Raw genomic sequence first — 23,570 nt, 5'->3', positions numbered from 1 at the left:
CCTCCTCTCCTGTTAAAGTAAACTGATAATCTTCCCATTAAATAACCACAATGCATCCTCAAAATGGCCTCCGGGAAACGTCAGTATCGCAAGAAACGTCAGTAACATAAGGGTCTTTAGGTGTATCTGACGTATCTGGTATTTCTGACGTTTTGCTCAACCCGTATGAGTCCTTAATTCTCTCCAATTTCTCCTCATCCCAGACTATGGCAGAAGCGCCGTTACTTGTCCTTACCTTACTAAACCCCATGGCCGACAGCCTCCGGCCAATCCTCTGATAGGTAACCTTGTATTTATCACTCCTATCTTCGTTAAAGCTATCCGTAATCTCCTTAACCGGAAGCATGCCCTTGTCCACATTGCTTCTGAGATTCGACAAGACAGCCAAGATCTGAGCCTCAATAGTATCCGCTTTTTCAATCAATTTCTCCGACTCTAACCTCTTAACAAGCTTTAGAAAATAAGCCTCTCGCTCCGGCCTGACCAGGCGTATAATCTGCTGGATAGGCTTAAGTATATCCCCTAACCTGCCTAAAGCCGGTTTCGGCATACATGGCAACGCCTTCCCGTAATGCCTTGCCCGGAACGTGATTAATTTTTCCTTGAGCGGTAAGGCGCGTAAAGGCGTAACATCATCTTCAAAACGTCTTGTCGTATCGGGCATGTTAATAGGAATAGCCCTTGTTTCAAGAATCCTGTGTATCCCCTCGTTTGTGCTTATTATGGTAGGGCCGAATATGGAATAATACACGATATCCCTGTGCGCGCCCTTATCGGGAAAAAGGACTCTCGGCACTTTTGCCCCTTTCTCAAAACGGTGTAATAGTATGTCTTCGCTCCCGTTTTTCTCCGCCTTTTTCCATATCTCCTTTACGTCAAGAAACAAAGAGGCCATGAGATCATTCGCAACCCTCACAAGATAGGCATCCCTTAAAGACTCGACATGTATCCCGCGAAAGGCAATGTAAATCATGCCCTTGCCGGTGCGGCTTTTGCCGCGCTCAGGAACGGCAAACAGGCATATAATCGGCGTATATTCTATTGTTTCCAAAAGATAGGTGTGTAGGTCCCAGGCCGTTATTAGGTCGTAATAGCTATCCTCCGGCAATTCCGAAATTGACTTATGGTAAGCTAACAGCTCGTCATAAAGCTCTCTATCACATTCCTCAGCGGATTTTTCTGATTGGGTCTCATATAATTTCAATATCTCCTCTCCCCGCGGCATAAGCCATGGAATCTGCTCTTTAGGCGGCGGGAGATAAAGCAAGCCGTCCTTCTTTAGGCTGTTCACGATTAAAAGATCATCACCTTCCTTTATCAAAAAAGCGGGTTTGCCTTCTTTTTCTACTACGTCAATCAAGCCCTCAAATAAAGCGGTATATACTGGCTTAGCTTCTTCTTCCTCCGCCCGGCTCTTACTTTCCTGCATATCCGCCTTGCGGCTCTTCATAATCATATCTCTATAGCCGTCTACATCCTCTTTTTTAAGCTTGAAACGCGCCTTAATCTCATAGCTGAGATACGCCTCTATCCGGGCTTTTTCCATAGAGCTTAATTTTTTCAAGATAGGTTCAAGCTTTTGGGGAAGCTCGGTTTTATCCGTATCCGGCGAGATAAAGCTAAGCTCATATTTAATAGGATCTTTGGAGCAGGCGATTAACTTATCAAAATCATCTTTTGTGTAACTATTAAGGTAATCGTTGATATCCATACCTTCCGGCAAGGAAGCGATTCTTGCTTTATCTCCTATCATGTTGCCGATCTTAAGCGAACCTTTTATGCCCGCCTCATCGCCATCAAGGCAAATGTAGACCTTTTCGCAGCGGGAAAACTTTTGTAAGTATTCGGACTTAAAATTGGATGCGCCTAAAACGGCAACGGCAGGATAACTACACTGGATAAGAGATAGGCAGTCAAGTATTCCCTCAACAACATAGACTTCCTTTTCATAAAGCGAGTCTTCATTATATGGGTATTTTATCTCTCCCGGAAGATGCAGGTATTTCGGCTCATTATCACCCAATCCTCTTGCGGACATGTGAACCACCTGGCCGCGCCTGAAATTAGGAAAAATAATCCTATTGCAGAAGTAGTCTTTGATGGTACCATCTTCTCTTTTCTTAAGGACTCCGGCCTTAAGACAAATATCGAGCGGGAAACAGCACTCTTTAATCAGGTATTCGTTTAAATTCCCGTTTGTATAACCAATTTTGAATCTGGAGATTATCTCATCCTTAATGCCTCTTTTCTTTGTCAAATAATCGTTTGCTTCTTGCGTAATGCGCTCGTGATAATATTCCGCTGCGACGCTAAGGATATCTCGAGTCGTCCTTTCTTCATCAATATGCTTGTGCGAATTAGGACCTAAGTCTGGAACCTTAATACCGGCCCTATCCGCAAGCTCTCTTAAAACCTCGGCAAAGGACTTCCTCTCATAAAGCTCAAGAAATTTAAAAACATCTCCGCCCTTACCGCAGCCAAAGCAATAAAAATACTGCCCTTTCGTATTTACCGAGAAACTCGGCGTCTTTTCCTCATGAAAAGGGCAAATGCCTTTCTTGCTATGAGTAAGCCTTACATGTCGGCTTACTACTTCGCCAATGTCATACCTTTCCCTTACGTTTTCGATAATGTCCCTGAAATCATAATTTTCCATATTCTTCATATCCACCTCTTTCTTTCACCTTTTCGGTTAATTCTTCTATTTTTTTCACGATCGCGTCTTTTATCAGCTCGTAAGTCTCGCTATTCACGGGATAAAATATATTTATTTCCTTATTGTTCGGGAGCCGCTTTGAGGGAAAAAGAAGCCTGTAATCTTTTCCGTCAGGCCGTGTATATATGGCAATACTGCTCAAGGAAAGGCGTCTATCGAATAAGCAGGAGGCAAAACCGATTAAACCTTTTTCGGTAGGACGTATGGGGTAGAAAACCACTTCATCAACTTTTACTCTTCTCATTTTTATCTCGCCTTTTGTCGTTGCCATAAAATAAAAAATCCCTGCAGGTTTTTATTCCTACAGGGACTATACCCTAAAAAAGCTTCTCTGGATATGTCGTAAACTATAATAAATTTACACGCATATGCGAGAATAAGCGCGAGAGTTTACGACATATTCTTTGTATAAATAATTCTCTTTATCCTTTCGGTGGTCAAAACTGGGATCTCCGTCTTTTTTGTTTCTTCGATAAGCCGGTCAATCAAAATCCCGCTGGCTACATTTGGTTTCTCTTTGCGCATCATTGAGTAAAGCTTTCTCAGCTTCTCGTTGCGCTGCTCCATAAGTTGCTTTTTCCCTGAACGCTCTCCCCATCCTTTTCGCCTGTATCCAAAACGGCTTTTAAAAATAGTGTAAATTTTATCTATCGCGCCTTTTAAGGGAGTGCTCACTTCCTTAGGATTTGTTATCTTTATAGTGATTGCTTTCCTATCAATTTCCACAGAGAAATACGGAGTCGCGAAAAAATCGATAAACTGCGAGTACATCTTAACGGACTCGATTGTTTCCTCCCAGTTAATTTGCCTAAAATCCAACCGCTCCTTTGCTGTCTCAGGCTTTTTAAACTCAACTTGAGGGCTGTATCCCGATAATATCTTATTATAATAGTGCTTCATATCAGATATGCGCTCACGCTCATCGTAAAGCTGTTGTTCAAAAACAACTTTTACCACTTCATCCTTCTGCTGTTTGGATAAGCCCTTCCATTTCCACTTTGCTAACTCGGTGACAACCTCTTCAATGGTGACAATACTTGCCTCTGCATTTTTAACCAAATCAGCAATCACTCTTTTTATTCTTTTCTTTTTTACATCATCAGCGTATTTTTTATTAATCGCATCAAGCGCCTTCAAGTACTCTTTCCTGCCATTTATCTCAAATTTAAGCCTCTTAATAAGCCAGGTCATAATATTCTTTCTGTCAGCATAATAGAAATCACATGCCTCGTTTGAATACGGCAGCGACTCGTTCTCATAAGCGATAATCTGCTGTAACCTTGGAACCGGATAATTAAGATTTGCCTGTAATTCCTTTATAAACGCTACCCTGTCAGCTATAAACTGAGGAAACATCTTTTTCCCGTCTTTTTTATCCAATATGAACTCAAGCAGGTCCAGCTTGCACATATCTTCTATATCCGAACGCGACACCTTAATCTTATGCTCGTCCTTGCATTTCTGAATCAATCCTTCGGTCGCGGTGCAGATATAAAAGTTGTAATATCCTAAGTCAAACTCGCCCTTATACCACGCCTCGGCCAATTCTTGGACATTCTCTGTTAAATCTTTTCCCATCACTTCTTCAGCCATCTCTTCTCTCAATTATTCTTATTTAACTCTCTCGTCAAAAATACGGACAAGTGGATCTTCCCAACCGAAACAATACTCTTTCCCGCAAAGCGGTTCAAAGGAATCAATACATGACGGATCTATTTTTGTGAATCCTTCAAGCAGAGCCACTAATTCACCGGCTAATCCTCCCACAATACCGTTTGAATCGTCCACTCCTCCGACACTTAGCTTCCTTTCCAAGCGCAAAAGCAATTTGACCAAGATATCAACCACCTGCTTGTTAACCGGCAGGCTAGAAATAACGGCTGACAACCGGTTGCATCCTTCCCGTAAAGAATCCTGATTAGCAAACCAGGTGCGTGAGGGCCCCCGGTAAGGCTTTATATATCGCATAGATTCAGTAACAGCTTTCTTAAGCGCTTCTAATTCTTCCTTATTCAGCACACCGCGACGCCCGCTGTATTCAATCCCACAAGAAAGCTCTTTATCCTTATCGTCCAATGGCTTCCCTCCCATAACCGCATGGATTGCCAAAGCAACCATGTGCTTACAAAGCGTGCCTTTTTCTCCAACATAACAGGTGCAATGGCTATGCTTGTAATTACGCCCTGACACAGAAACCCGGTACGGCTTAATCCCAAGCACAATGGCTGTCCAATCACCTAAGGCCTCCTCAACCTCCGTCACCTTGCCGCCCTCATATAACCCCACCGCACGTTTGAACGTCGCTTCATCGGTAGCGAATTTTATTTTGTTGAGGTCGTAGGTTGTGCTCATAAAGATTGGTCTCCCGCGAGAAAGAACGCCGAAATGAAACCAAGCGCCTGTTGCTAAAAGCTTAAAATTACCCCCTTATTTTTATAACCTATCCTGTTTAGATGTAACGCAAATCTCTACAATTGCCTTTTATTGATTTTCCTAAAGAATCCTTTCTTCACAACCTTCTATTCCAGGAATAGAAAATATACAATGATCCATTAGCACTCCTTTTTTATTAAGGCAACATTGCTTATATTTCTTCCCCGAAGCGCATGGACATTTGTCATTCCTACTAAGATGTTTAAATTTTGAATGCGGATGAAGCTTTTTCGTCCATTTCAAGCTCCAATCATCAAATGGTGTAGACAGCTTCTCAATTAAAAATTTTACTAGGTTATAATTATATGGATCTACTGTCTTACCTGTCTGTTGATCGGTCAAAAACGGAACTGAGTACTTTTGAACAGGATTTGTTACAAAAGCTGAGCCTAGAAACTCAATTCCGTCTATGATTCTTACGCACATCTCGCCATTATAAATCTCTCCAACTTCATGTCTACACGGATTCCGAAGAACGACTCTTTGATCGCATATACTGCATTTGTAATGATGGATAAGCATCTCTGGACTTATAAAGAGTTTATATGGATACAATGATTGTAACATTCGCGCATGATTTTCGATAAAATCCAAAGAATATTCCGAAAACCGTTGATAAAAATGCGGTTTTAAATACAAAAGGGCAATCTCGCATTTTTCCAAAATACACCAAGCCTCATAAAACTTTTCTTGTTTTAATGCTTTGTAAGCTTCCATAAAATTCTTTTGAGCATTTATTGTTTGCTCATAACACCATACTTCTTTGGCCTCATCCTGTTTATTAGTAGCAACGAATCCTCGTTTTAATTCCTGTAACACCGATTTAACTTTTGTATAATCATAATCCTTATGTCTCTGATGGACATCATTCAAAAATTGCTTAATTGCTTCAGTGTCCATAGATTATTTCTCTCCAGCCCGTTGGATTTTGGCAACCACTTTATCGAAATTTTCAATAGGCCCTTCATAATCAAACTGCTTCCCTTTACCAGAAGTATTAACAACGGTCAATGAAACTTTAATATTGCTGTTAGACTTGTTAAATAATTTCTGTTTCAAATATTCCGACAGTAAATCCTTAAGAACAGGAAGTGCTATCGCCGATACAACTATACTTCCAAAAATAATTAAAGCAGAATGGAGGACAACTTCCTTATAATCATCATCTGCAATACAGATGTCGACATTAATCCCTTTAGGGGCATGCCTTCGAAGAAAATGAAAGACTTCCTCAGTTTTGTGAGGAAACACAGGAACTTTCTGTTCGTGAAAATTCTCATGAGGGACAAAAAGAATGTTGGCGTTACGTAACAATGTTCTCGATTCAGCAGGTATGTATTCACGATTAATCCAAGTATCAAAATTTTCAGATGAATCGGATACCTTAAAATCGAAGGGTTGATCAAAATTTGTATTCATAGCTTCCTCCATATTTTGCAAATTATTCTCTCGATACGCCTTCATCAGAAGACATTCGAAAAATTTTATTTTTTTCTACAATTTTACCTATGAAAATCATTTAGAAAGTGTTGTCGGGATCGTAAAAATCTGCTGGGTTGACATTTTCTAAACGCACAATAGTATCAATGCCCGCAGACTCTAATTCTTCGGAAGTATTGAGTTTTAAACCACAAACATTACATCTAAAAGAGGTCGCATATAATTTGACGATTGGATATGCCCCTTCTGGATTCCCGTAACGATCAAAATCAACATCCCAATCCGTGACCTCATGAGATCCCGTCACAACTGCATCGTTTTCACAAGCGGGACATTCGGTTAATTCTTCTTCATACTGCGATAGAACATAATTGTCGATTATACTTTTGATTATATTTCTTTTCACTGGCGCTTCCACATCCTCAAATCTCTCTTTAAAGCTGATCTTCGCCTTAGCAATAAGCCGTTCGACTTTAATGTCAACTTCTTTCGTAGCCTCCTTGATACTAGTTTCAACAAGTTGCGCGAATTCACCAAAATAGTCGCTTAAAGATAATTTCATGGCTTCTAACAATATCTTTACAAACTTTAAATAAGGGAGGAAAACTTTCTTTGTAAACTCTTTCTCGTGTTCTGCCAAATGAAGAACACCGCTTCTAAAATCAGCCAACAAACTCATTTCTACGTCGTAGTCTTTTAGCTTGGGAACAATCTGGGCACAACGACTAAATACTTCTTTAGCTCCAATCGTTCGAATACTTGCAGGACTTTTCTTTGCATGCTTACCTTCTCCACATATATGTAAAAAAGAATCAAAATCTCTATCAATGATCAAACAAGAATTTATACCTACCAAAAAAGCTTTCCCTAATAATTCCGCTGCAACAGCTACATTTAGCAGAGAATGTTTCATATCTTCTCCTACGTAATATTTCATTCCTTTCTGGTTAAAATCAATTGCGTTTTCTAAAATTTTATCTTTCATTGTGCATTTATTACAGTTTTCGGTCTGCTCACAAAAACCTTGGTCTACTGGTAGTTTCCTTTAAAATCATCGCATAGTTATATTATTTTTTCTCGCTCGATAAATTTTTTGTCTTTGAAGCAATATCATCCGTGTCTTGTTTTTCTGACCTTATCCACATATCGCATATTTTTTCTATATCAGGAATACTTCTTTTCGTAATATCCCCACTCCATTTTTTTCCAAATGGCGGATCATCACTATCGGGCTCATTATTTTTATTTTCTATTTTAGTAACAATTGTCCGTACCGGCATTTTTGTAGCTTGCCCAACTGCTAAAATATGCCCTCGTGGCAAAATAGGTAAAATATCTACTAAATTACTCATTGAGTCAGGCAATAAGGACAAAATGTGATTTTTATCAACAGAATTAGCAAGCCGCATGCATAAGAATGTATTGCATTGACTCAATAAAGTCTCACTAAGTTCACTAGGACGCTGGCTTACTGCCAGCATGCCTATTCCAAATTTACGGCCCTCTTTTGCAATTCTTTCAGCAGCCTCACGAGCATCACCATAAGCACTGCGAGATCTATGAGATATGTAATTATGTGCTTCTTCGAAAACAATAAGCGTTGGGACAAACTCACGACGCTTGGCTAGAAAATAGACTTGAAAAATAATACGCGATATCGTAGCTACAACTGTTCCAACTGTTTCCGAAGGAAGATAACTAAGGTCATAAACCGTGATAGGTAAGGGAGAATCGAGTATAAGACCTGATACTTGTCGCACTAGTCTTTCAAGATCCCCTTCTTTAGGTTTTTCATATTGAAACATAAAAGCATATCTAGGATCCTTAAATCTCGCCTCGACTCTTAATACTTGCCGATCTAACTCTCCATTTAGAGGGCCAGCGGCTATACTCCCTCGTTTTTTTGGCAAATATTCAATGAGTTCCTTAAATAAATCATGATCGCCAGCAGTTGCATAAGCTGGCTTATCATCGTCAGATTTTCTGGTTTCATTATTCAAGTTTTTTAAATAATTAACTAAATGCTCAAAATCAAAAGGGATAGGCGAATCTAAATCGATATTCTTTGATAGGGATTCGTCCTTTAAAATATCCTTGCAATATCTTTGTTTAAGCTGAAATATGCCGTCTCGAAAAGCCCATCGTTGATTATGAATGTTAAACTGATTACTTAAATCGGCACACAGATCAAATAAGTTTTCGAACGAGTGCAACCATGCGGGAAGTGTAAGTTTATCTGCCCGTATATAATTTGAATGCTCAAAACATTTACGATATTCACCATGCAGATCAAACACAATAATATTTGCACTGGGATATTTACATACTAGCTCTTGCAATAAGCGTGCGACGGTGTAAGATTTTCCGCAACCAGTCGTGCCTACAATTGCTGAATGTTTACCACAAAGATCGTCTAAGTCTAGATGGACAGAGATATTCGAATCAACAAAGGTCCCAATTGAAACTGTGTGTCGATCTTTATCAGGGGCTAGTGCTATTGAAAGATGTTCCTGAAGAGCAAGGGTAACACTATCCCCCACTATCGGCAGGTGTGTAACACCTATCTCAAATCGCCTCCCGATAATTGAACCTACGAGAAGTCCATCGATAAGCGTCCGATCAATCAATTCAGGCGCTTTGGGTAAATATGGGAAATTACCTTTGGGAAGACCTTCTCGCATATTATCAGAAGAAGAAATTTCAGAATTCTGCGACGCAGAAGACCAACGCATCTTACGAACAGTTGTTACTAAAATAAGATGTTTATCATGCCCACGATCAACAAGAAGATATGAACCAGGTTGCCCAACAGAATATGTTTTTCCAGCGTGCCGAACATGCAAATCGCTTAAGCTTGGGTCTGCTTCTATTGTGACATTTACACCGCTTACAGCTAATATTTCACCTATACGTTTACTCATTATTATCCCTTCCTTCTTTTGGGCTTTCTTTTTCTCGCATTAATTCGATATTGCGGACCTCTTGAATAAAATCTTTAAATCCTGACTTGATGATCGGCTGTATGGAATTACATTTACCAAATAGCTTATGAATAGATTCACATGTTACTTCAGGATCAACTACGTAAAGTTGGGTATTATCACGATTAATAAACGATTTCACTGCTGAATTTATATGACTATCTGGAAAGCTAGTGCCAACTGCTAGTAGAAGTTCGCAAGTCTCTAGTGTTCGGCGAAAAGCTTGATATAGATCCATATATGGGTTGTTATAAGTCTGAGAATATTTAGATGGTGTCGGGAAAATCATTATTTTTGATTGATCTAACGAAGATGCTTTGGAAATAGCTCCGGCTTTTTGAAATTTTCTCCACATATCAGGGTCGATATATCTACAAATAATAGAATCGTCGTGAAACTTAGTATTTTCTGTTTTCTCGTCCTCATTATCTGTTAATGGGCAAGTATATGTCCAATCTATTGAACCGTGCAATTTCCATAAATATACAACTACACGATTAGATTGAGTGGGAGGTACAATTGAAAAATTAGTCATCGAAAATATTGGTAGCGCACCATGAGAAAATCCATCTATTAAGTAAAAAGTTTTCTTTTGAGTATTTTTAGGTCTCTGTGAAAGCTGAAGCAGAGCTGTCTCAATACACAGATCGTTATTAGTTGTAAAAACAGAAATTGAATTATAAAAACCCCCCAAGCACTCAAAAAAGTTAGACAGATATTCTATCGATTTGACACCATGTGAGGTTTTGTCAACGATGTCTAGCTGATAGCATTTGACCATAAACTCAACTAATTTTGACTCAGCATGTTTAATCTCATCTTTCGAAAAATCAGATGAACCAATAGTAGCATTAACCTTTGGGAAAGGAGACCCTTCATCGCCTATAGCTTCTTGAATACGATGTAATCGTGTCAATAAATCTTCAATATTCCATTGTGAACTATTTTTTTGCTTTTTACTCTCGCCCTCGCTATCTTTAGTTGATAAACCAATAATTGAATTTAAAACTGTGCATGTATCTTTATCAAAAATTTTACTTGTACCATTTTTTAATTCTTCAATTAGCATCTTCGCCATTTCTTCCATAGTGGGAATTCCATAATCATAACTCGATCCCGCACCGAAAAATATGGCCAACTTTCCTTCTTTCAAGCGCCTTAAATCTGAATAAAAAGTTTCAATTGCACTATTCATTTTTTAGCCTCCTAACAAATTGACTTCTCAAGGAAAATTACGTAGACGCAATACTTAATTGTAAAATAAATAAGTATTATATCCCTCGATTTTTCTTTAAACGAATTTCTTTAACTAATCACCTTCACAAACTCCGCTACAACGTGGAAGTCGCCCTCTTGAACATTCTCCAAAACGATATCTTGAAAATCTTTATTATCTGGGCGTAAGATGATTTTTACATGTTGAAACGTATCTTCAGTTACCGCTTTTTCGCTAAAATAACGCTTAATCGTATAACTTTTCATCGTCTCGGGATCAGTAATATGCCGCGATTCCACTAATACAATCTTACCGTTACGACTTCCGCCCTGATCCGGGCGGAATAAACACCAACTGCCGTCTTTAATAGTCGGCTCCATCGACTTGCCAACGACTTTAGCGATAAACATATCTTTATTGAGTTTAAAGACGCCATCCAAGCGTTTCCAGCCAATTACTTCGGGCGTTCGCTGTTCAGTAAATGAAGTTGCTACGGCTTGAAGAGTGCAGACTCGAACATGCGACTTTTTCTGATCTTGCGTTATCTCATCATCGGGAACCAAATCACTCAAAAACGATTCGGCTTCTCTTACAACATCTTCTTCAATATTTAATCGCTTATAGACCTTCTTCAATAAATAATCCTTCACAACTACCGCAAAAGCCTTGTCATCCATAATCTTATTGAAGATATCCTGATTCTGATCCATCCGGTCAACAAGCTTTGCAATAAACACATCCTCAAAGCCGTATTTGAAATTATCTATCGTGTTGGTCTTGGCTTGGACGCCAAGTTTTTCATCCATAACCATCTCTTCTTCAATCTGATCAAAGAATAGCTTATCGGCTTCGGTAAAATCAGTTCCAAACCGTTCATTGAGAAGTTTGATTATTTCAGATAGGTGAGCATATTCTTCTTTATCCTTTCTCGTTCCAGCTTCTGAAATCGGCTCAATAGCCGCACCTGAACCCTTTTGCAATTGAATCTTGCCATCAGCTATTTTCTGCAAACGGTAATACTCAAGCGCGACCTCATCACCGAGGTGATATCTTTCACCCCGGTCAGACCCCGGAAGTTTCTTCAGTAAAAGACGAGAATAAGCGTAGAATTTCTCAAGCTCAATATCTTGGAACGGCATAATCTGCGCCAAAAACGCATACAGGCGGACAAAAACACCCAGTGTATTGATAAAATCCTCTTTATGCTCGTCTTTCTCTATTGCCTTAAACCGCTCAACCGCCACATCTACTATTGAATTTAATTGAGCATGCTCGCGTTTTGTCTGTAATTCTTTATTTTTGAAGAATACGGCGCAAAAAGCGTCAACATCTGACTGGTATATCACCTTAAACGAATCCAGCTTGGCCTTAAGATCATAAAGCTTGTTCGGATCGGTTACATCGCTTAATTGTGTCTGCTCATAATATGGCTGAAAAGCCGCTAAAATATCCTCTCGCTTATTAACAAAATCCAAGATGAAAGTATCTTCTTTGCCCGGACAGATTCGATTTAAACGACTCATGGTCTGCACAGCCTTAACGCCATCAAGGCGCTTGTCCACATACATAGTGTGCAAAAGCGGCTCATCGTACCCGGTTTGATATTTCTCCGCAACAAGCAATATCTGGTATTCTGATGTTGAGAATTTCTCCGGCAATTCTTTTTCTTTTATGTGCCGTTCTTTACCATCTTTATCGACATATTTATTCATGCTTTCTTCTGAATATTCTGGCGGTATGCCATCCAAAAGAACTACCCCTGAGAAAGCGACAAGAACCTTAATATCTCTATATCCTTTCTCTTTCAGGTATCTATCAAATTCATGCTTATATCGCACCACATGCTCGCGCGAAGCTGTAACCACCATCGCCTTGGCCTTACCGCCAATCTTTTTCATAGTAACCTGCCGGAAGTGCTCAATCATAACCTCGGTTTTCTGAGCCAGGTTATAGGGGTGGAGTGTCAAAAAGCGCGCAATCGCACGGGCAGCCTTTTTCTTGTTTACGTTCGGATCTTCTTCAATCTTCTTGGATAGTTGAAAAAACGTTTGATAGGTAGTGTAATTCTCAAGGACATCATGGATAAACCTCTCCTCAATGGCTTGGCGCATGGAATAAAGATGAAACGGTTGAGGTTTACCATCTATGCCTTTTTGGCCAAAGAATTCCAGTGTTTTTGCCTTGGGTGTTGCCGTAAAGCCAAAGAAGCTCAGATTCGGCCTGGGGCCCCGTTTAAGCATAGATTCGCGAATGGTATCTTCTATATCATCTTCTTCATCAGTCCCATCAAGCGAAATCTCATCTCTATCAACTGAAGAAAGTACATCTTTCATTTTCTTAGCGGATTCACCGCCCTGCGAACTATGCGCCTCATCAACAATAACGGCGTAATTGCGCTTGGGAAGATCGCTAACCTTGTCCAAAACAAAAGGAAACTTTTGGAGCGTAGTAATAATAATGTTCGTTCCGCTGATAAGCGCCTGGGCTAATTGCGCGGAATCTTTATCAATCTTCTCAACCACTCCTGATTTATGTTCAAATTGATAAATCGTATCTTGTAACTGCTTATCAAGAACAACACGGTCGGTAATCACAATCACTGAATCAAATATACGTTTATCGGTTTTGTCGTGAAGGCCAGCCAAATGGTAGGCAAGCCATGCGATTGAATTACTCTTGCCGCTTCCTGCGCTATGCTGAATCAAATAATTCTTTCCGGCGCCCTGTGTAATTACATCCATAGAAAGCTGTCGAACGCTATCAAGCTGGTGATAACGGGGGAAGATCATGGTTTCAATTTTGAATTTCCTGCCCTCAAAAGCCTTTTCTTCTACTTCTAAATGCAAAAACCTGCTTAAAATATCCATCCAGCTATCTTTGACTAAAACCTCTTCCCATAAATATGCCGTCTTATGCCCATTAGGATTTGGCGGATTTCCGGCACCTTTGTTATAGCCCTTATTAAAAGGTAGGTATTTTGTCTTGCTCCCTTGGAGACGCGTAGTCATATAAATAACATCTGTATCCACGGCAAAATGGACAAGGGCGCGCTGCTTAAACTGAAACAATAGTTCCCGCTCATCGCGGTCATATTTGTATTGCCGCTTGGCATCATCAACATCCTGGCCAGTAAATGGGTTTTTTAACTCAATCGTAGCCACAGGAAGGCCATTTACAGATAAAAGCATATCAATAGAGCTTTCGTCTTTTGTGCTGTAATGAACCTGACGCGTAACAGTGAGGATATTCTGATTATAAAGCTTTTGCGTTTCGGGATTTAATTTGCTGACAGGTTTAAAATAGGCGAGGGCAAACTTCTTACCGTAATCGATGATACCATGACGCAAACAATCAAGCATTCCACGTGCATCTAATTCCTGATTAAGACGATATAAAAACTTCTTTTCTACTTCAGCGCCATGAATAGCCGCCAAGCTATCCCAAACATTCTTCTGAGTATCCTTGATAAACTGAAACAAGACTGTTTGATCAATTGCAAGATCCCGATTGAATTTATCAGGGTCGCCCTTAACATAGCTTCCATGATCAATTAGGCTTCGTTCAATGGTTTCTTCAAAAGCTTTTTCGTTTGTAATTGAGCTCATGCGGCGTACTCCCGAACATCTACTTTACCCGTTACTACCTCGGAAATCAAAGCAGTGCGATATTCTTTTAATAAATCTATCTGCTTTTGTTCTTTATTAACAATTTCGGAATGTCTAAGCTCAACCGATTGAATATATTTAAAAATCTTGCCTTGTTCTTCTAAGGGTGGCACCAACATAAGAATATCTTTCGTCTGCGTCTGATTCAGAATGGCGAGAGTAGAAGCATTTGAAAGACTTATGACTGTATCAGCTATTGCCTGTAAATAGTAAACACCAAAAAATGGATTGAATTTATCCGAAAATGTTATAGCGTTTATCTGCTGGTTAGAACTTGATAGCTTTTCAATGATACCGACTTTACCCAACGTAGCTCCAATTCCGATTAATAAGACAGAGAGCGGCGGGAATATTCTCGCAACTCCTTCTTCGATAGCTAATCTATTGATTTTTCGAAAAGAATTTTTTAACCGAATCGACTCTTGAAAATCGCCTGGCGTATACCAATCAATGTCACCGTCATCATAATAGTCAGTACGTTCTGAAGGTGGCGTTATTCCTGTTTGAACTTTATCAACAAGATATTTTAGTTTTTTCACCTCCCAATGCTTCGGAATCTCTCCTAGCCATTCGGTGTTAGAATCTTTCATCTCCACGTTAGGATCAAGCCCTTTGGTAACCGCCTGATTGATAATCGCTGTGCGCTCCTCCTTGAGAAGCTCAATCATCCGCTCTTTCTTAGCAATAAGGTCATTAATCTGCGCGGTCTTGCGGTCGAGATATTCAGCAATAACTTTTTGAACATTATTTTCAGGCACTGGCACTCTTTTGTCATGCGCATCTTCCCGATTAAGCCCCGGAACCCCAGTGTCCTTAGAAAACTTATCGAGCTCTAAAAGCGGCAAAACATAATTAAGCCATTTCAAATCACATTTTGCTGAACGGTCGTCAACAAAGTAAGTAGTATCGATAGGGAAACACTCTGCTTGTGAAAAATTAACTTTACCATATGAACCTTTGCGTCCAATGACAATGCATGGCTTATGCGTAATCGCTTTGTTGTGATAGCCGACAATTCCATTTGAACCAAAGACCGGAATACCGCCTTCAACTCGATCCTCATTTGTCAAAGAATCTCCATAGGTAAAAGTGCAAACCGTTTTCAAACGATTAACCTGCCAATCCTTTGGCACTTGTCCAATCCACTCAATTCCCGAATCTTTATATGACGGATATTTTTTCATTTCACTAAATGGGTAGCGGTTCAGTTTTGAGTACAGTACCGTCTTTAATCTTAGTCATTATCTTTTCAATCAATATTAAAACATTCTTCATAGGCTCATTCGATATATCTTGCCCCATGCAAACTACTTCATCAGGCGATTCATTTTCTAATGAGAAGGCACCTGTATAGAAAACCTGATACTCGCATATATGCCGTATTTGGTAGAGCAAATTGAGAAGATCGTCGTCCAAATGGTTCCCGTAACGAATAACAAATTCGTTTATAGCATTATGAAAGGCCTGAAACATTCTTTTCATCTGTTGTAATTCAGCTCGCGTATAGTTCGTATTATTTCTCTGTTCGAGATGCTGTTTTAATCCGTTCAGATTTCTCTCCAAGAAAACACCATAGGTGCTAAGATCAATAGGACTCATGCCTTTGAACCCTGTATTATCAAAGCGATATTGCAATAAAAATCCTAAACTACGCACATAGCCAAAAAGGTAATACTGCAACATAGGAATTAAAAACTTAGACATCGTTTTGGTGGGTGGGGGATACCAAATCCTTAATAAGCCACCGATAATAATAACCGTGATAGCTGCTCCTATGACCTCAGCTATCAAGTTTGACTTAAGATCTCCGTGAACATATTTGGCCACAATAAAGCAAATAACGCCAAGGAGTATCATCACCATAATATAAAAACTAGGCGTACTTTTTATAAATCTCCTGATAAACATTATTCCAACACCTGATCCATCAGTCCTTCGGTCTCTTTCTCCAAAGCCAGGATATCTTTGCGAATATCTTCAAGCGACCTTAACGGTTTGTATTTATAAAACTCTTTGGTAAGATTAATCTCATAGCCAACCTTGTCTTTGCTCCTGTCCATCCATGCATCCGGCACATGAGGTAGGACTTCACGCTTGAAATAGGCATCGATATCCTCAAGCAAGGGAACATTTTCACAATCGCGCAATTCTGTATCAGACTCTGGCTTTCCATCTTTATCTAAACAAACGTCAGCAGTTTCATCACGCTCACAAAGAGCGTCCATGATGGCTTTCATAACCGGCGCTTTGACCTTAAGTTCCCTTTTGTTAATTGCTTCTTCAATAGCCTCTATAAATTGCTGTCTGTTCTTGTAAACCTTGGATGCGTCCATCTGCGAAAGCATAGTTTTAATCTCTTTTTGCAGTTTTTCGCCTTCTTCAGCTTCCTTCAAACCAGCTTTGCCTTTCTTCTTAGACTTAGCGAGATTAATAAAAACACTCTGCTCGCTAAGCCTATCCATCCGCTCCTTGGATATCTGGAAATTAAGACGTAAAGGCCTCTCAACTGTTACGCGCGTATAGCCAAAATATTTATTGGGAAATATTTTACAGTATTCTCCCTGCTTAAACTCTCCGTAAATCTTAGTAATTTTAGCGATATGCTCATCGCTAATTTCATTGCGTTTATTCCCGAGGCTGCGGGCCATTTTGACAAAAAACTCAACCGCATTGATAAGCTGAATTTTGCCTTTGCGTTCTTTCTCTTTGCGATTGGTAACTATCCATATGTAAGTCGATATGCCTGTGTTATAAAAAAGCTGATCTGGCAAGGCAATAATTGCCTCAAGCATATCATGCTCGATAATCCATTTGCGGATTTCGCTTTCACCGCTTCCGGCCCCACCTGAAAACAAGGGAGATCCGTTAAAAACAATCCCGAGCCGTGCGCCGCCATCTTCCGGACGCATCTTAGAAATCATGTGCTGAAGAAAGAGAAATGAACCGTCGCTGATACGCGGGAGCCCTGCACCGAAACGCCCGGAAAAACCCAATTGTTCATATTCTTTGGTGATCTCGTCTTTAATTTTCTTCCACTCCACGCCAAAAGGAGGATTGCTCAACATATAATCAAATTTTTCGTCTTTAAGCCCATCTTGGGTGAAGGAATTGCCAAACTTGATATGCTCCGTATTCTGTCCCTTGATGAGCATGTCAGAGTTGCAAATGGCGTACGATTCAGGATTGAGCTCTTGCCCGAACACTCGCAGATCCGCATCTGGATTGAGCTCGCGCAGATACTCTTCTGCCACGGAAAGCATGCCGCCAGTTCCGCAGGCAGGATCAAAGAGCGTCTTAACAATACCTTTCTTTGTAAGAATCTCTTTGTCATTTAAAAAAAGGATATTAACCATAAGCCTGATAACCTCTCGAGGCGTGAAATGTTCCCCCGCTGTCTCATTGGAAAGATCGGCGAATTTCCGGATAAGCTCCTCAAAAATATAACCCATTTCAATATTAGCAACTGCTTCGGGATGCAAATCCACATCGGCAAAGCGCTTAACAACCATATACAATAGGTTAGATTTATCGAGCCGCTCAATATGGTCATCAAAATTGAAGTGTTCTAGGATACTGCGGGCATTTTTGGAAAACCCATTGATGTAATTTCTGAGATTAGCGGCGATATCATTCGGGTCAGCGATTAGCTTTCGAAAATCAAACTTGCTCTTATTGTAGAAAGACAACTTCGCCTTTTTCTTTAGAACGGTTTCAGCAGCTCCCGGGGATAAGCTTTTAACCTGTGGAAGATACGACAAAACCTTCTCTTTTGTTGGTTCAAGTACGCAATCCAAGCGACGCAGGACCGTGAGCGGCAAAATCACCCGACCGTATTCCGACTGCTTATAATCACCTCGCAGAAGATCAGCAATACTCCAGATAAAATTTGCTCTTTCTTTAAAATTTATGGTCATAGATTTTCTCTTCTCCTCACAAAAATTTATTTAAATCTTGAGAAATCTTTTACTACATATTTTTTGAAACGTTCATGAATATGTTCTTTGTACTCGCCTGTTTCTTTATTTTTGCGTTTACCATTAAACCAGATCGATCTTAATCCGGCATTTTTGCCTGATTTATTTTGAACAGATTCCTTAATGAATTCCTCTGATGACATTATCCAAAAAGTATCCAAGCGTTCAGAATAAAACACAAAGTAATAATCTTTACGCGCCTCATGTGTAATGGCCGCAAATAGAGCTCCATCTCCCATTTTAACGGTTTTAGACCTTGCCTTTATTTGAACTTCAATAAACGTTCCATCAGGTTTCTTTATAACCGCGTCGATCGCATCATCATCGACTAAAGGCACATAAACATCAATCCCTTCTTTAAGCATCAGGCCGATAACCCAATATTCAATCCTTTTCCCAAACCCTGCTGAATGTCTAAAAGTTTTTTTCGTCATTCTTTATGTCCTGTATTAGCCTCAACCACCTCAGCTTTTCTTTCTTCCCTCTTAAACGCTGAAACAGCGGAGCTTATCTCATTAAATGAGACCGGATAATAATTCCAAACCTCAACCGAAAGGTTCACGATTAAGGACTTGTCATTCAGGCGTTTTATCTTGTAATGCTGATGAACATGGCCGCAGAAATTAAGCGGCACGTCCGGGTCAGCATTCTCCGGACGGTGCGTCATGCAGATATCCTTTGAGCCGTAGTGAATATACATCTTTGTAATGATCGTCTTAAGGCTGTTGTTACGGTCGTGATTACCCTTGATGAAAATAAACTTCCCGTTTAGTTTCTTCTCAAACTCACGATACCTCTCTTCTCCGCCTTCTTTCCCGCCCTTAAAGATAAAATCACCCAGAAAGAATACCGTATCTTCGGGTTTCACCCTCTCGTTATGTTTGCGGATAATCACCCTATTCATTTCTTCAGCCGTTTTAAAAGGCCGCTCGCAATAGCGAATGATATTGAAATGCGAAAAGTGATAATCTGCTGTCCACCAGTAGTTCATAATAAGATCCTGCTTATTTGTCCCTTTTATGTCCCCTTAGGCTCATCTTTCAATTGTCCGAAATGGCCGATAAATGTCCGAAATAATGTCCGGAATAAAATTTACAAATTATCCGGCGTCCCACCATATAAATCCGGTGATAAGTCCGACTGCCAGTATTTCTTTGTATCAACATCCATAATCGTAAGTTTTCCTGACCAGCCTGCGCCGGTATCAATATTCCAGACATTACATACATGAATCGGCTGTAGTGTATTGTAAAGCTCTGTTGTCGTATGGCCGACAAATATATCCTTATACTTACCTAACTGACGTTTACGGCTAGCTATTTCCATCTTCCAAGCCATATCAAGAAGGGTTCTATCCCAGACCAAAGCATCCACGCTATGGCTTTTAAGTAATAGATCCGTATTGAATCCTCCATGCACAAAGATTTGTTCATCGCGTTCGATCCAAAGCTGGCCATTCTTCAAGAAATCAATATGCGCCTGCGGCATAGGACCGCCGTTATAAGAGGCCATAGTCCGGTCACCGCCCTGGCTTGTCCATATCTCCGGCTTATCACCTTTAAGCGCCCAATCCAGCGCCCACATATCATGATTGCCAATGACCAGATCGCAGTGTTTAATCTTCAAAAGTTCATCGATGCACTGTTTAACGTCCGGATACCCATCGCAAACATCCCCCATCACTATCAAGCGGTCTTTCTTATAGTCGAATTCTGAGCGCTTAAAACACTGTATGAGCGCCTTGTAAGCGCCGTGAATATCTCCGACGGCGTAGACTTTCACTTGATAGTCCCTTGCAATACATCTCTTAGGCGTTTAAATCTATCAAAAATATCCTGCCGCACGTCGTGAATGAATTCGTCGGGGCCGTTTTCCTGCTCTATTAGAAGACAGCCCTGGCTTGAGACCCTTTCGAAAAATTTATTTATGTTATCCGCGGTATTTACTAAATATCCCTTTTGTTTATACTGGGATACTTCCTGCAAAATCACATCAATATCAGGCGCATAGCGCAAAATGAAATACATATAATATAAATCTTTGGCCTGTTTCTCTTGGTTCTCTCTATCAATAAAAGTTGCGCCCTTGTGATATAAAAAAGCTGATGGTCTCGGGCAATTCAAAGTATAGGTTTTGCTCTTTTTTTTAGTTTGAATGCTTACCGGAATCCTGTGCTTTAAGAGAAAATCAAATTTTTCTATCTTGTTTATCTGAATTTGCTGGCCGACCATCTTCTCGATTGCCTTAATATCAACGGCAGGATATGTAATAAATTCTACCGGGATTTTCTCTTTATACAGCACAACAGGAAATAGCCTGTCCATCTTCGGATGACGTTCTTTGTAATCTAATGAAGAGAGTGTTTCAAAAATTGTCTTTGGATATTTTCCGCTAACAGATTCATCCACGCCAAAATCTATGTCAACCGTAACTACCGGATTGCGAACTGATTTCTTCCAAAGATAATTTGAGTAAACATACGGCATCCACCCTCCAACAAGGGTGAGATCCGGAAGATAATCGCTTATATCTTCAAGCACATTGAAAAATACGGCTTCGATTTTCTCAAGATTCATACAAATTCTTTCCCTTCTCTTGCAGATATTCTTTAAGGTGTTGTGCATGCTCACGGCCGCGAGGTTTAAAGTTGTAGAGGTCCAGATAAAGCTGCAAATTAGAAACAACCTTATATCCTTTTATTGTCTGGGCGCCATAAAATGCGCTTATTTTGTAATACGGACGGATAATATGAACATTACCGCCCCTTACGAGTTCCTTTAAATCAAGCTGTTGGCGCAACTCGAGAATATCCTTATTCCAGTCTTCAGGATAAAAATACAGATAGACCTGATCTGTGGCTACAAAGGAAGTCATCAGATTGGCTCCGGAATGAAGCGTAAGCGCGTATGACTTATCTTGTAGATAATCCTTAAGCTTTGATAAGATATTTTTGTCCGGAGAATAATAGGTATCGACTTTGTTTAATTCAAATTGGTACTCTGCGACCCAATCGCTGATAAGCTTATCTTTGTTCGTAAGAAGTGCGTGGCTATCGGGGCCGCGTTTGACCCGCTCAATATAACCCTTCTTCTCCATGGCTTCAAGCGCTCCTTGCGCCATTCCAAGGCTTACCCCGTCATCACCTGTAAAGTCGCGCGTAACCCATTTCTTTTCAGGATCAGACAGCATTTTTCTTAAGATAATGGTCGCCTTATCGGCAAAAATATTTGTTCCATTTGTATGGTTATTCATAATGTTCACTCCTTTTTATTGTTCAGTAACTACTGAACAATATACGCTAACTGAACATTAATGTCAAGGGTTTTCTTTGGTGTGGGTTGGAAAGGCTTTTTTGCAGAAATTGTACAAAATATCACTAGTTATAGATAAATATAGATAATTTGTACGAGTGCATGAGGAGTTACTTTGTCACAAAAAGTGCATATTATTTGTGACAAATGGGTCCCCGCTGGAGTTTATCCCCGCGAAAGCGGGGGCGGGGATGACGGTAGTGTGTTGTCGCAAAAAGTATGCAAGTTTTGCGACAGGGTGTTCTATGATATAGAACAAGTGTTCGGTTTTGTAGAACAGAGATTTTAGCGGGAACTATACCGTTAAAACTCCCTAAGCCATGTCTTGACCCGATCTCTTATCGCATCTCTTACTACGCGTGTCTGTCTCAATTTTTCTTCACGCGACCCATCAAATCCCGAAGGATCATCAAACCCCCAGTGAAGTCGCTTACCCTTGCCTGGGAATACCGGGCACGCGCCCGACTGCGACTCATCGCAGACTGTTACTACATAATCGTATTGTTTTCCTTGTTTATAGAAATCAAAGACGCTTTTGGTCTTATTTTGCGATATATCAATTTCGGCTTCCTTCATGGCCTCAACAACTATAGGATTCAATTTGCCCGGCTCAAGCCCCGCGCTCTCGACCTCAAAGCGATCTCCGCCGTATTTTTTGAGAAACGCCTCCGCCATTTGGCTCCGCGCTGAATTATGCACACAAATAAATAAAACTTTCTTTTTATCCATAGTATCCCCTTCCCTAAACAAACCAGCTTTTCGTACTTAAACAAATTTTGACCAGCATCAGCATAACCGGCACCTCAATTAAGACACCTACAACTGTGGCTAAAGACGCCCCCGAAGAAAATCCAAAAAGAATCGTTGAAGTAGCGATTGCTACCTCAAAGTGATTGCTCGCTCCTATCAAGGCTGACGGGGCCGCATCCCTATAGGATAGCTTTAACCATTTTGCCATCCCGTATGTTATGGCGAAAATAAAACATGTTTGGATAAAAAGTGGGATAGCGATAAGAAAGATAACCTGGGGTTGATTAATGATTAACTCCCCCTTAAATGAGAAAAGCAACACTAGCGTTAAAAGCAACGCTCCTATTGAAATCGGCGTCAGATAATGCAAAAATTTCTCTTCAAACCATTTAAATCCCTTTTTGGCGATAATCCATTTTCTTGAGTGGTATCCTAAGAACAGCGGTAACCCGACATAAATAATCACCGATAAAACAATTGTCTGCCATGGTATAGGCATCTTGTTTACGCCTAAGAGCCAGCCGCCTAATGGGGCATAAAGAAACAGCATTGTGAGGGAATTTATAGCTACCATGACAAGTGTATGGCCGTCATTACCTTTGGCAAGATGTCCCCAGATTAATACCATGGCGGTACAAGGCGCTATGCCAAGCAGAATACATCCTGCAATATAAGACCTGAACAATTCTACCTGGGCTCCTCCCTTTACAACCTCCATTCCCGGAAGCCATCCTTTAAACAATAACCCCAGAAATAACCATGCGATAATAAGCATCGTAAACGGCTTTATGCACCAATTGACAATGAGGGTAAGAATTACCGGCTTAGGGGTCTTGCCTGCCTTTATAACTTCGGCAAAATCAATTTTGACCATGATGGGATACATCATAAAGAACAGACAAATTGCGATGGGGATGGATACTTGATAAATCGAAATCCTATCGAGAGCGACAGCGACCTGTGGAAACACTTTGCCAAGTAGTATTCCCAGCGCGATGCAAAGCAAAACCCAGCCGGTAAGATATTTTTCAAATAAGCCTAACCGGCGTTCCTCGTGAATAACATGCTCCATCGATTCTTCTCT

At 40.3% G+C, this 23,570-nt stretch carries 20 protein-coding genes; all 20 read right to left on the bottom strand.

The window, feature by feature from the left end; genetic code table 11:
• Positions 1-58: 58 nt before the first annotated feature.
• Positions 59-2,665: a toprim domain-containing protein gene (locus KJ593_03400; protein MBU2540928.1), complete on the bottom strand. Its 2,607-nt coding sequence runs from the start codon at positions 2,663-2,665 to the stop codon at positions 59-61.
• Positions 2,643-2,960: a SpoVG family protein gene (locus KJ593_03395; protein MBU2540927.1), complete on the bottom strand. Its 318-nt coding sequence runs from the start codon at positions 2,958-2,960 to the stop codon at positions 2,643-2,645. Before KJ593_03395 ends, KJ593_03400 begins: the two co-directional genes overlap by 23 nt.
• 146 nt (positions 2,961-3,106) lie before the next feature.
• Positions 3,107-4,309, bottom strand: coding sequence for a hypothetical protein (locus KJ593_03390; protein ID MBU2540926.1), 1,203 nt, complete (start codon positions 4,307-4,309; stop codon positions 3,107-3,109).
• 18 nt (positions 4,310-4,327) lie between these two features.
• On the bottom strand, positions 4,328-4,978 hold the full coding sequence (locus tag KJ593_03385; GenBank protein ID MBU2540925.1) for an SWIM zinc finger domain-containing protein: 651 nt from the start codon (positions 4,976-4,978) through the stop codon (positions 4,328-4,330).
• 231 nt (positions 4,979-5,209) lie between these two features.
• Positions 5,210-6,049 (bottom strand): SEC-C domain-containing protein, encoded by an 840-nt coding sequence (locus KJ593_03380; GenBank protein MBU2540924.1) that lies wholly within the window; start codon positions 6,047-6,049, stop codon positions 5,210-5,212.
• A 3-nt stretch (positions 6,050-6,052) separates the two neighbouring features.
• Positions 6,053-6,568, bottom strand: a complete 516-nt coding sequence (locus KJ593_03375) for a hypothetical protein (GenBank protein ID MBU2540923.1) — start codon at positions 6,566-6,568, stop codon at positions 6,053-6,055.
• A 100-nt stretch (positions 6,569-6,668) separates the two neighbouring features.
• A complete protein-coding gene (locus tag KJ593_03370; GenBank protein ID MBU2540922.1) occupies positions 6,669-7,574 on the bottom strand; it encodes a hypothetical protein in 906 nt (301 codons plus the stop codon).
• An 82-nt stretch (positions 7,575-7,656) separates the two neighbouring features.
• Positions 7,657-9,510 carry an ATP-binding protein gene (locus KJ593_03365; GenBank protein ID MBU2540921.1) on the bottom strand — a complete coding sequence of 618 codons (1,854 nt, stop codon included), beginning with the start codon at positions 9,508-9,510 and terminating at the stop codon, positions 7,657-7,659.
• Complete coding sequence (locus KJ593_03360) at positions 9,503-10,765, bottom strand: SIR2 family protein (GenBank protein MBU2540920.1); 1,263 nt, start codon at positions 10,763-10,765, stop codon at positions 9,503-9,505. Before KJ593_03360 ends, KJ593_03365 begins: the two co-directional genes overlap by 8 nt.
• 110 nt (positions 10,766-10,875) lie before the next feature.
• Positions 10,876-14,391 carry a DEAD/DEAH box helicase family protein gene (locus KJ593_03355; protein MBU2540919.1) on the bottom strand — a complete coding sequence of 1,172 codons (3,516 nt, stop codon included), beginning with the start codon at positions 14,389-14,391 and terminating at the stop codon, positions 10,876-10,878.
• Positions 14,388-15,635, bottom strand: a complete 1,248-nt coding sequence (locus tag KJ593_03350; GenBank protein MBU2540918.1) for a restriction endonuclease subunit S — start codon at positions 15,633-15,635, stop codon at positions 14,388-14,390. Before KJ593_03350 ends, KJ593_03355 begins: the two co-directional genes overlap by 4 nt.
• A gap of 4 nt (positions 15,636-15,639) precedes the next feature.
• Positions 15,640-16,359 (bottom strand): hypothetical protein, encoded by a 720-nt coding sequence (locus tag KJ593_03345; protein MBU2540917.1) that lies wholly within the window; start codon positions 16,357-16,359, stop codon positions 15,640-15,642.
• Positions 16,359-18,365, bottom strand: coding sequence for a type I restriction-modification system subunit M (locus KJ593_03340; GenBank protein ID MBU2540916.1), 2,007 nt, complete (start codon positions 18,363-18,365; stop codon positions 16,359-16,361). Before KJ593_03340 ends, KJ593_03345 begins: the two co-directional genes overlap by 1 nt.
• 26 nt (positions 18,366-18,391) lie before the next feature.
• Entirely contained in the window at positions 18,392-18,859 is a 468-nt protein-coding gene (locus KJ593_03335) for a hypothetical protein (GenBank protein ID MBU2540915.1), read from the bottom strand.
• Positions 18,856-19,416 (bottom strand): metallophosphoesterase, encoded by a 561-nt coding sequence (locus KJ593_03330; GenBank protein MBU2540914.1) that lies wholly within the window; start codon positions 19,414-19,416, stop codon positions 18,856-18,858. Before KJ593_03330 ends, KJ593_03335 begins: the two co-directional genes overlap by 4 nt.
• A 101-nt stretch (positions 19,417-19,517) precedes the next feature.
• Positions 19,518-20,207 carry a metallophosphoesterase gene (locus KJ593_03325; protein ID MBU2540913.1) on the bottom strand — a complete coding sequence of 230 codons (690 nt, stop codon included), beginning with the start codon at positions 20,205-20,207 and terminating at the stop codon, positions 19,518-19,520.
• On the bottom strand, positions 20,204-21,001 hold the full coding sequence (locus KJ593_03320; protein ID MBU2540912.1) for a hypothetical protein: 798 nt from the start codon (positions 20,999-21,001) through the stop codon (positions 20,204-20,206). The genes KJ593_03325 and KJ593_03320 overlap by 4 nt, the downstream gene beginning before the upstream one ends.
• On the bottom strand, positions 20,991-21,677 hold the full coding sequence (locus tag KJ593_03315) for a hypothetical protein (GenBank protein MBU2540911.1): 687 nt from the start codon (positions 21,675-21,677) through the stop codon (positions 20,991-20,993). The genes KJ593_03320 and KJ593_03315 overlap by 11 nt, the downstream gene beginning before the upstream one ends.
• Positions 21,678-22,039: 362 nt before the next feature.
• A complete protein-coding gene (locus tag KJ593_03310) occupies positions 22,040-22,465 on the bottom strand; it encodes an arsenate reductase ArsC (protein MBU2540910.1) in 426 nt (141 codons plus the stop codon).
• A 13-nt stretch (positions 22,466-22,478) separates the two neighbouring features.
• On the bottom strand, positions 22,479-23,558 hold the full coding sequence (gene arsB / locus KJ593_03305) for an ACR3 family arsenite efflux transporter (GenBank protein MBU2540909.1): 1,080 nt from the start codon (positions 23,556-23,558) through the stop codon (positions 22,479-22,481).
• Between the last annotated feature and the right edge of the window lie 12 nt (positions 23,559-23,570).

This window comes from Candidatus Omnitrophota bacterium (assembly GCA_018830005.1).
Classification (GTDB): domain Bacteria; phylum Omnitrophota; class Gorgyraeia; order JAHJTE01; family JAHJTE01; genus JAHJTE01.
The sequence above is the reverse complement of the archived record's forward strand: the minus strand, read 5'-3'. Positions and strand labels throughout refer to the sequence as shown.

What these genes read in the sequence shown, in the direction of transcription:
- KJ593_03400 (MBU2540928.1), bottom strand. Translation starts at nt 2,665, where the DNA reads ATGAAGAATATGGAAAATTATGATTTCAGGGACATTATCGAAAACGTA.
- KJ593_03395 (MBU2540927.1), bottom strand. Translation starts at nt 2,960, where the DNA reads ATGAGAAGAGTAAAAGTTGATGAAGTGGTTTTCTACCCCATACGTCCT.
- KJ593_03390 (MBU2540926.1), bottom strand. Translation starts at nt 4,309, where the DNA reads ATGGCTGAAGAAGTGATGGGAAAAGATTTAACAGAGAATGTCCAAGAA.
- KJ593_03380 (MBU2540924.1), bottom strand. Translation starts at nt 6,049, where the DNA reads ATGGACACTGAAGCAATTAAGCAATTTTTGAATGATGTCCATCAGAGA.
- KJ593_03375 (MBU2540923.1), bottom strand. Translation starts at nt 6,568, where the DNA reads ATGAATACAAATTTTGATCAACCCTTCGATTTTAAGGTATCCGATTCA.
- KJ593_03370 (MBU2540922.1), bottom strand. Translation starts at nt 7,574, where the DNA reads ATGAAAGATAAAATTTTAGAAAACGCAATTGATTTTAACCAGAAAGGA.
- KJ593_03365 (MBU2540921.1), bottom strand. Translation starts at nt 9,510, where the DNA reads ATGAGTAAACGTATAGGTGAAATATTAGCTGTAAGCGGTGTAAATGTC.
- KJ593_03360 (MBU2540920.1), bottom strand. Translation starts at nt 10,765, where the DNA reads ATGAATAGTGCAATTGAAACTTTTTATTCAGATTTAAGGCGCTTGAAA.
- KJ593_03355 (MBU2540919.1), bottom strand. Translation starts at nt 14,391, where the DNA reads ATGAGCTCAATTACAAACGAAAAAGCTTTTGAAGAAACCATTGAACGA.
- KJ593_03350 (MBU2540918.1), bottom strand. Translation starts at nt 15,635, where the DNA reads ATGAAAAAATATCCGTCATATAAAGATTCGGGAATTGAGTGGATTGGA.
- KJ593_03345 (MBU2540917.1), bottom strand. Translation starts at nt 16,359, where the DNA reads ATGTTTATCAGGAGATTTATAAAAAGTACGCCTAGTTTTTATATTATG.
- KJ593_03340 (MBU2540916.1), bottom strand. Translation starts at nt 18,365, where the DNA reads ATGACCATAAATTTTAAAGAAAGAGCAAATTTTATCTGGAGTATTGCT.
- KJ593_03335 (MBU2540915.1), bottom strand. Translation starts at nt 18,859, where the DNA reads ATGACGAAAAAAACTTTTAGACATTCAGCAGGGTTTGGGAAAAGGATT.
- KJ593_03330 (MBU2540914.1), bottom strand. Translation starts at nt 19,416, where the DNA reads ATGAACTACTGGTGGACAGCAGATTATCACTTTTCGCATTTCAATATC.
- KJ593_03320 (MBU2540912.1), bottom strand. Translation starts at nt 21,001, where the DNA reads ATGAATCTTGAGAAAATCGAAGCCGTATTTTTCAATGTGCTTGAAGAT.
- KJ593_03315 (MBU2540911.1), bottom strand. Translation starts at nt 21,677, where the DNA reads ATGAATAACCATACAAATGGAACAAATATTTTTGCCGATAAGGCGACC.
- KJ593_03310 (MBU2540910.1), bottom strand. Translation starts at nt 22,465, where the DNA reads ATGGATAAAAAGAAAGTTTTATTTATTTGTGTGCATAATTCAGCGCGG.
- arsB (MBU2540909.1), bottom strand. Translation starts at nt 23,558, where the DNA reads ATGGAGCATGTTATTCACGAGGAACGCCGGTTAGGCTTATTTGAAAAA.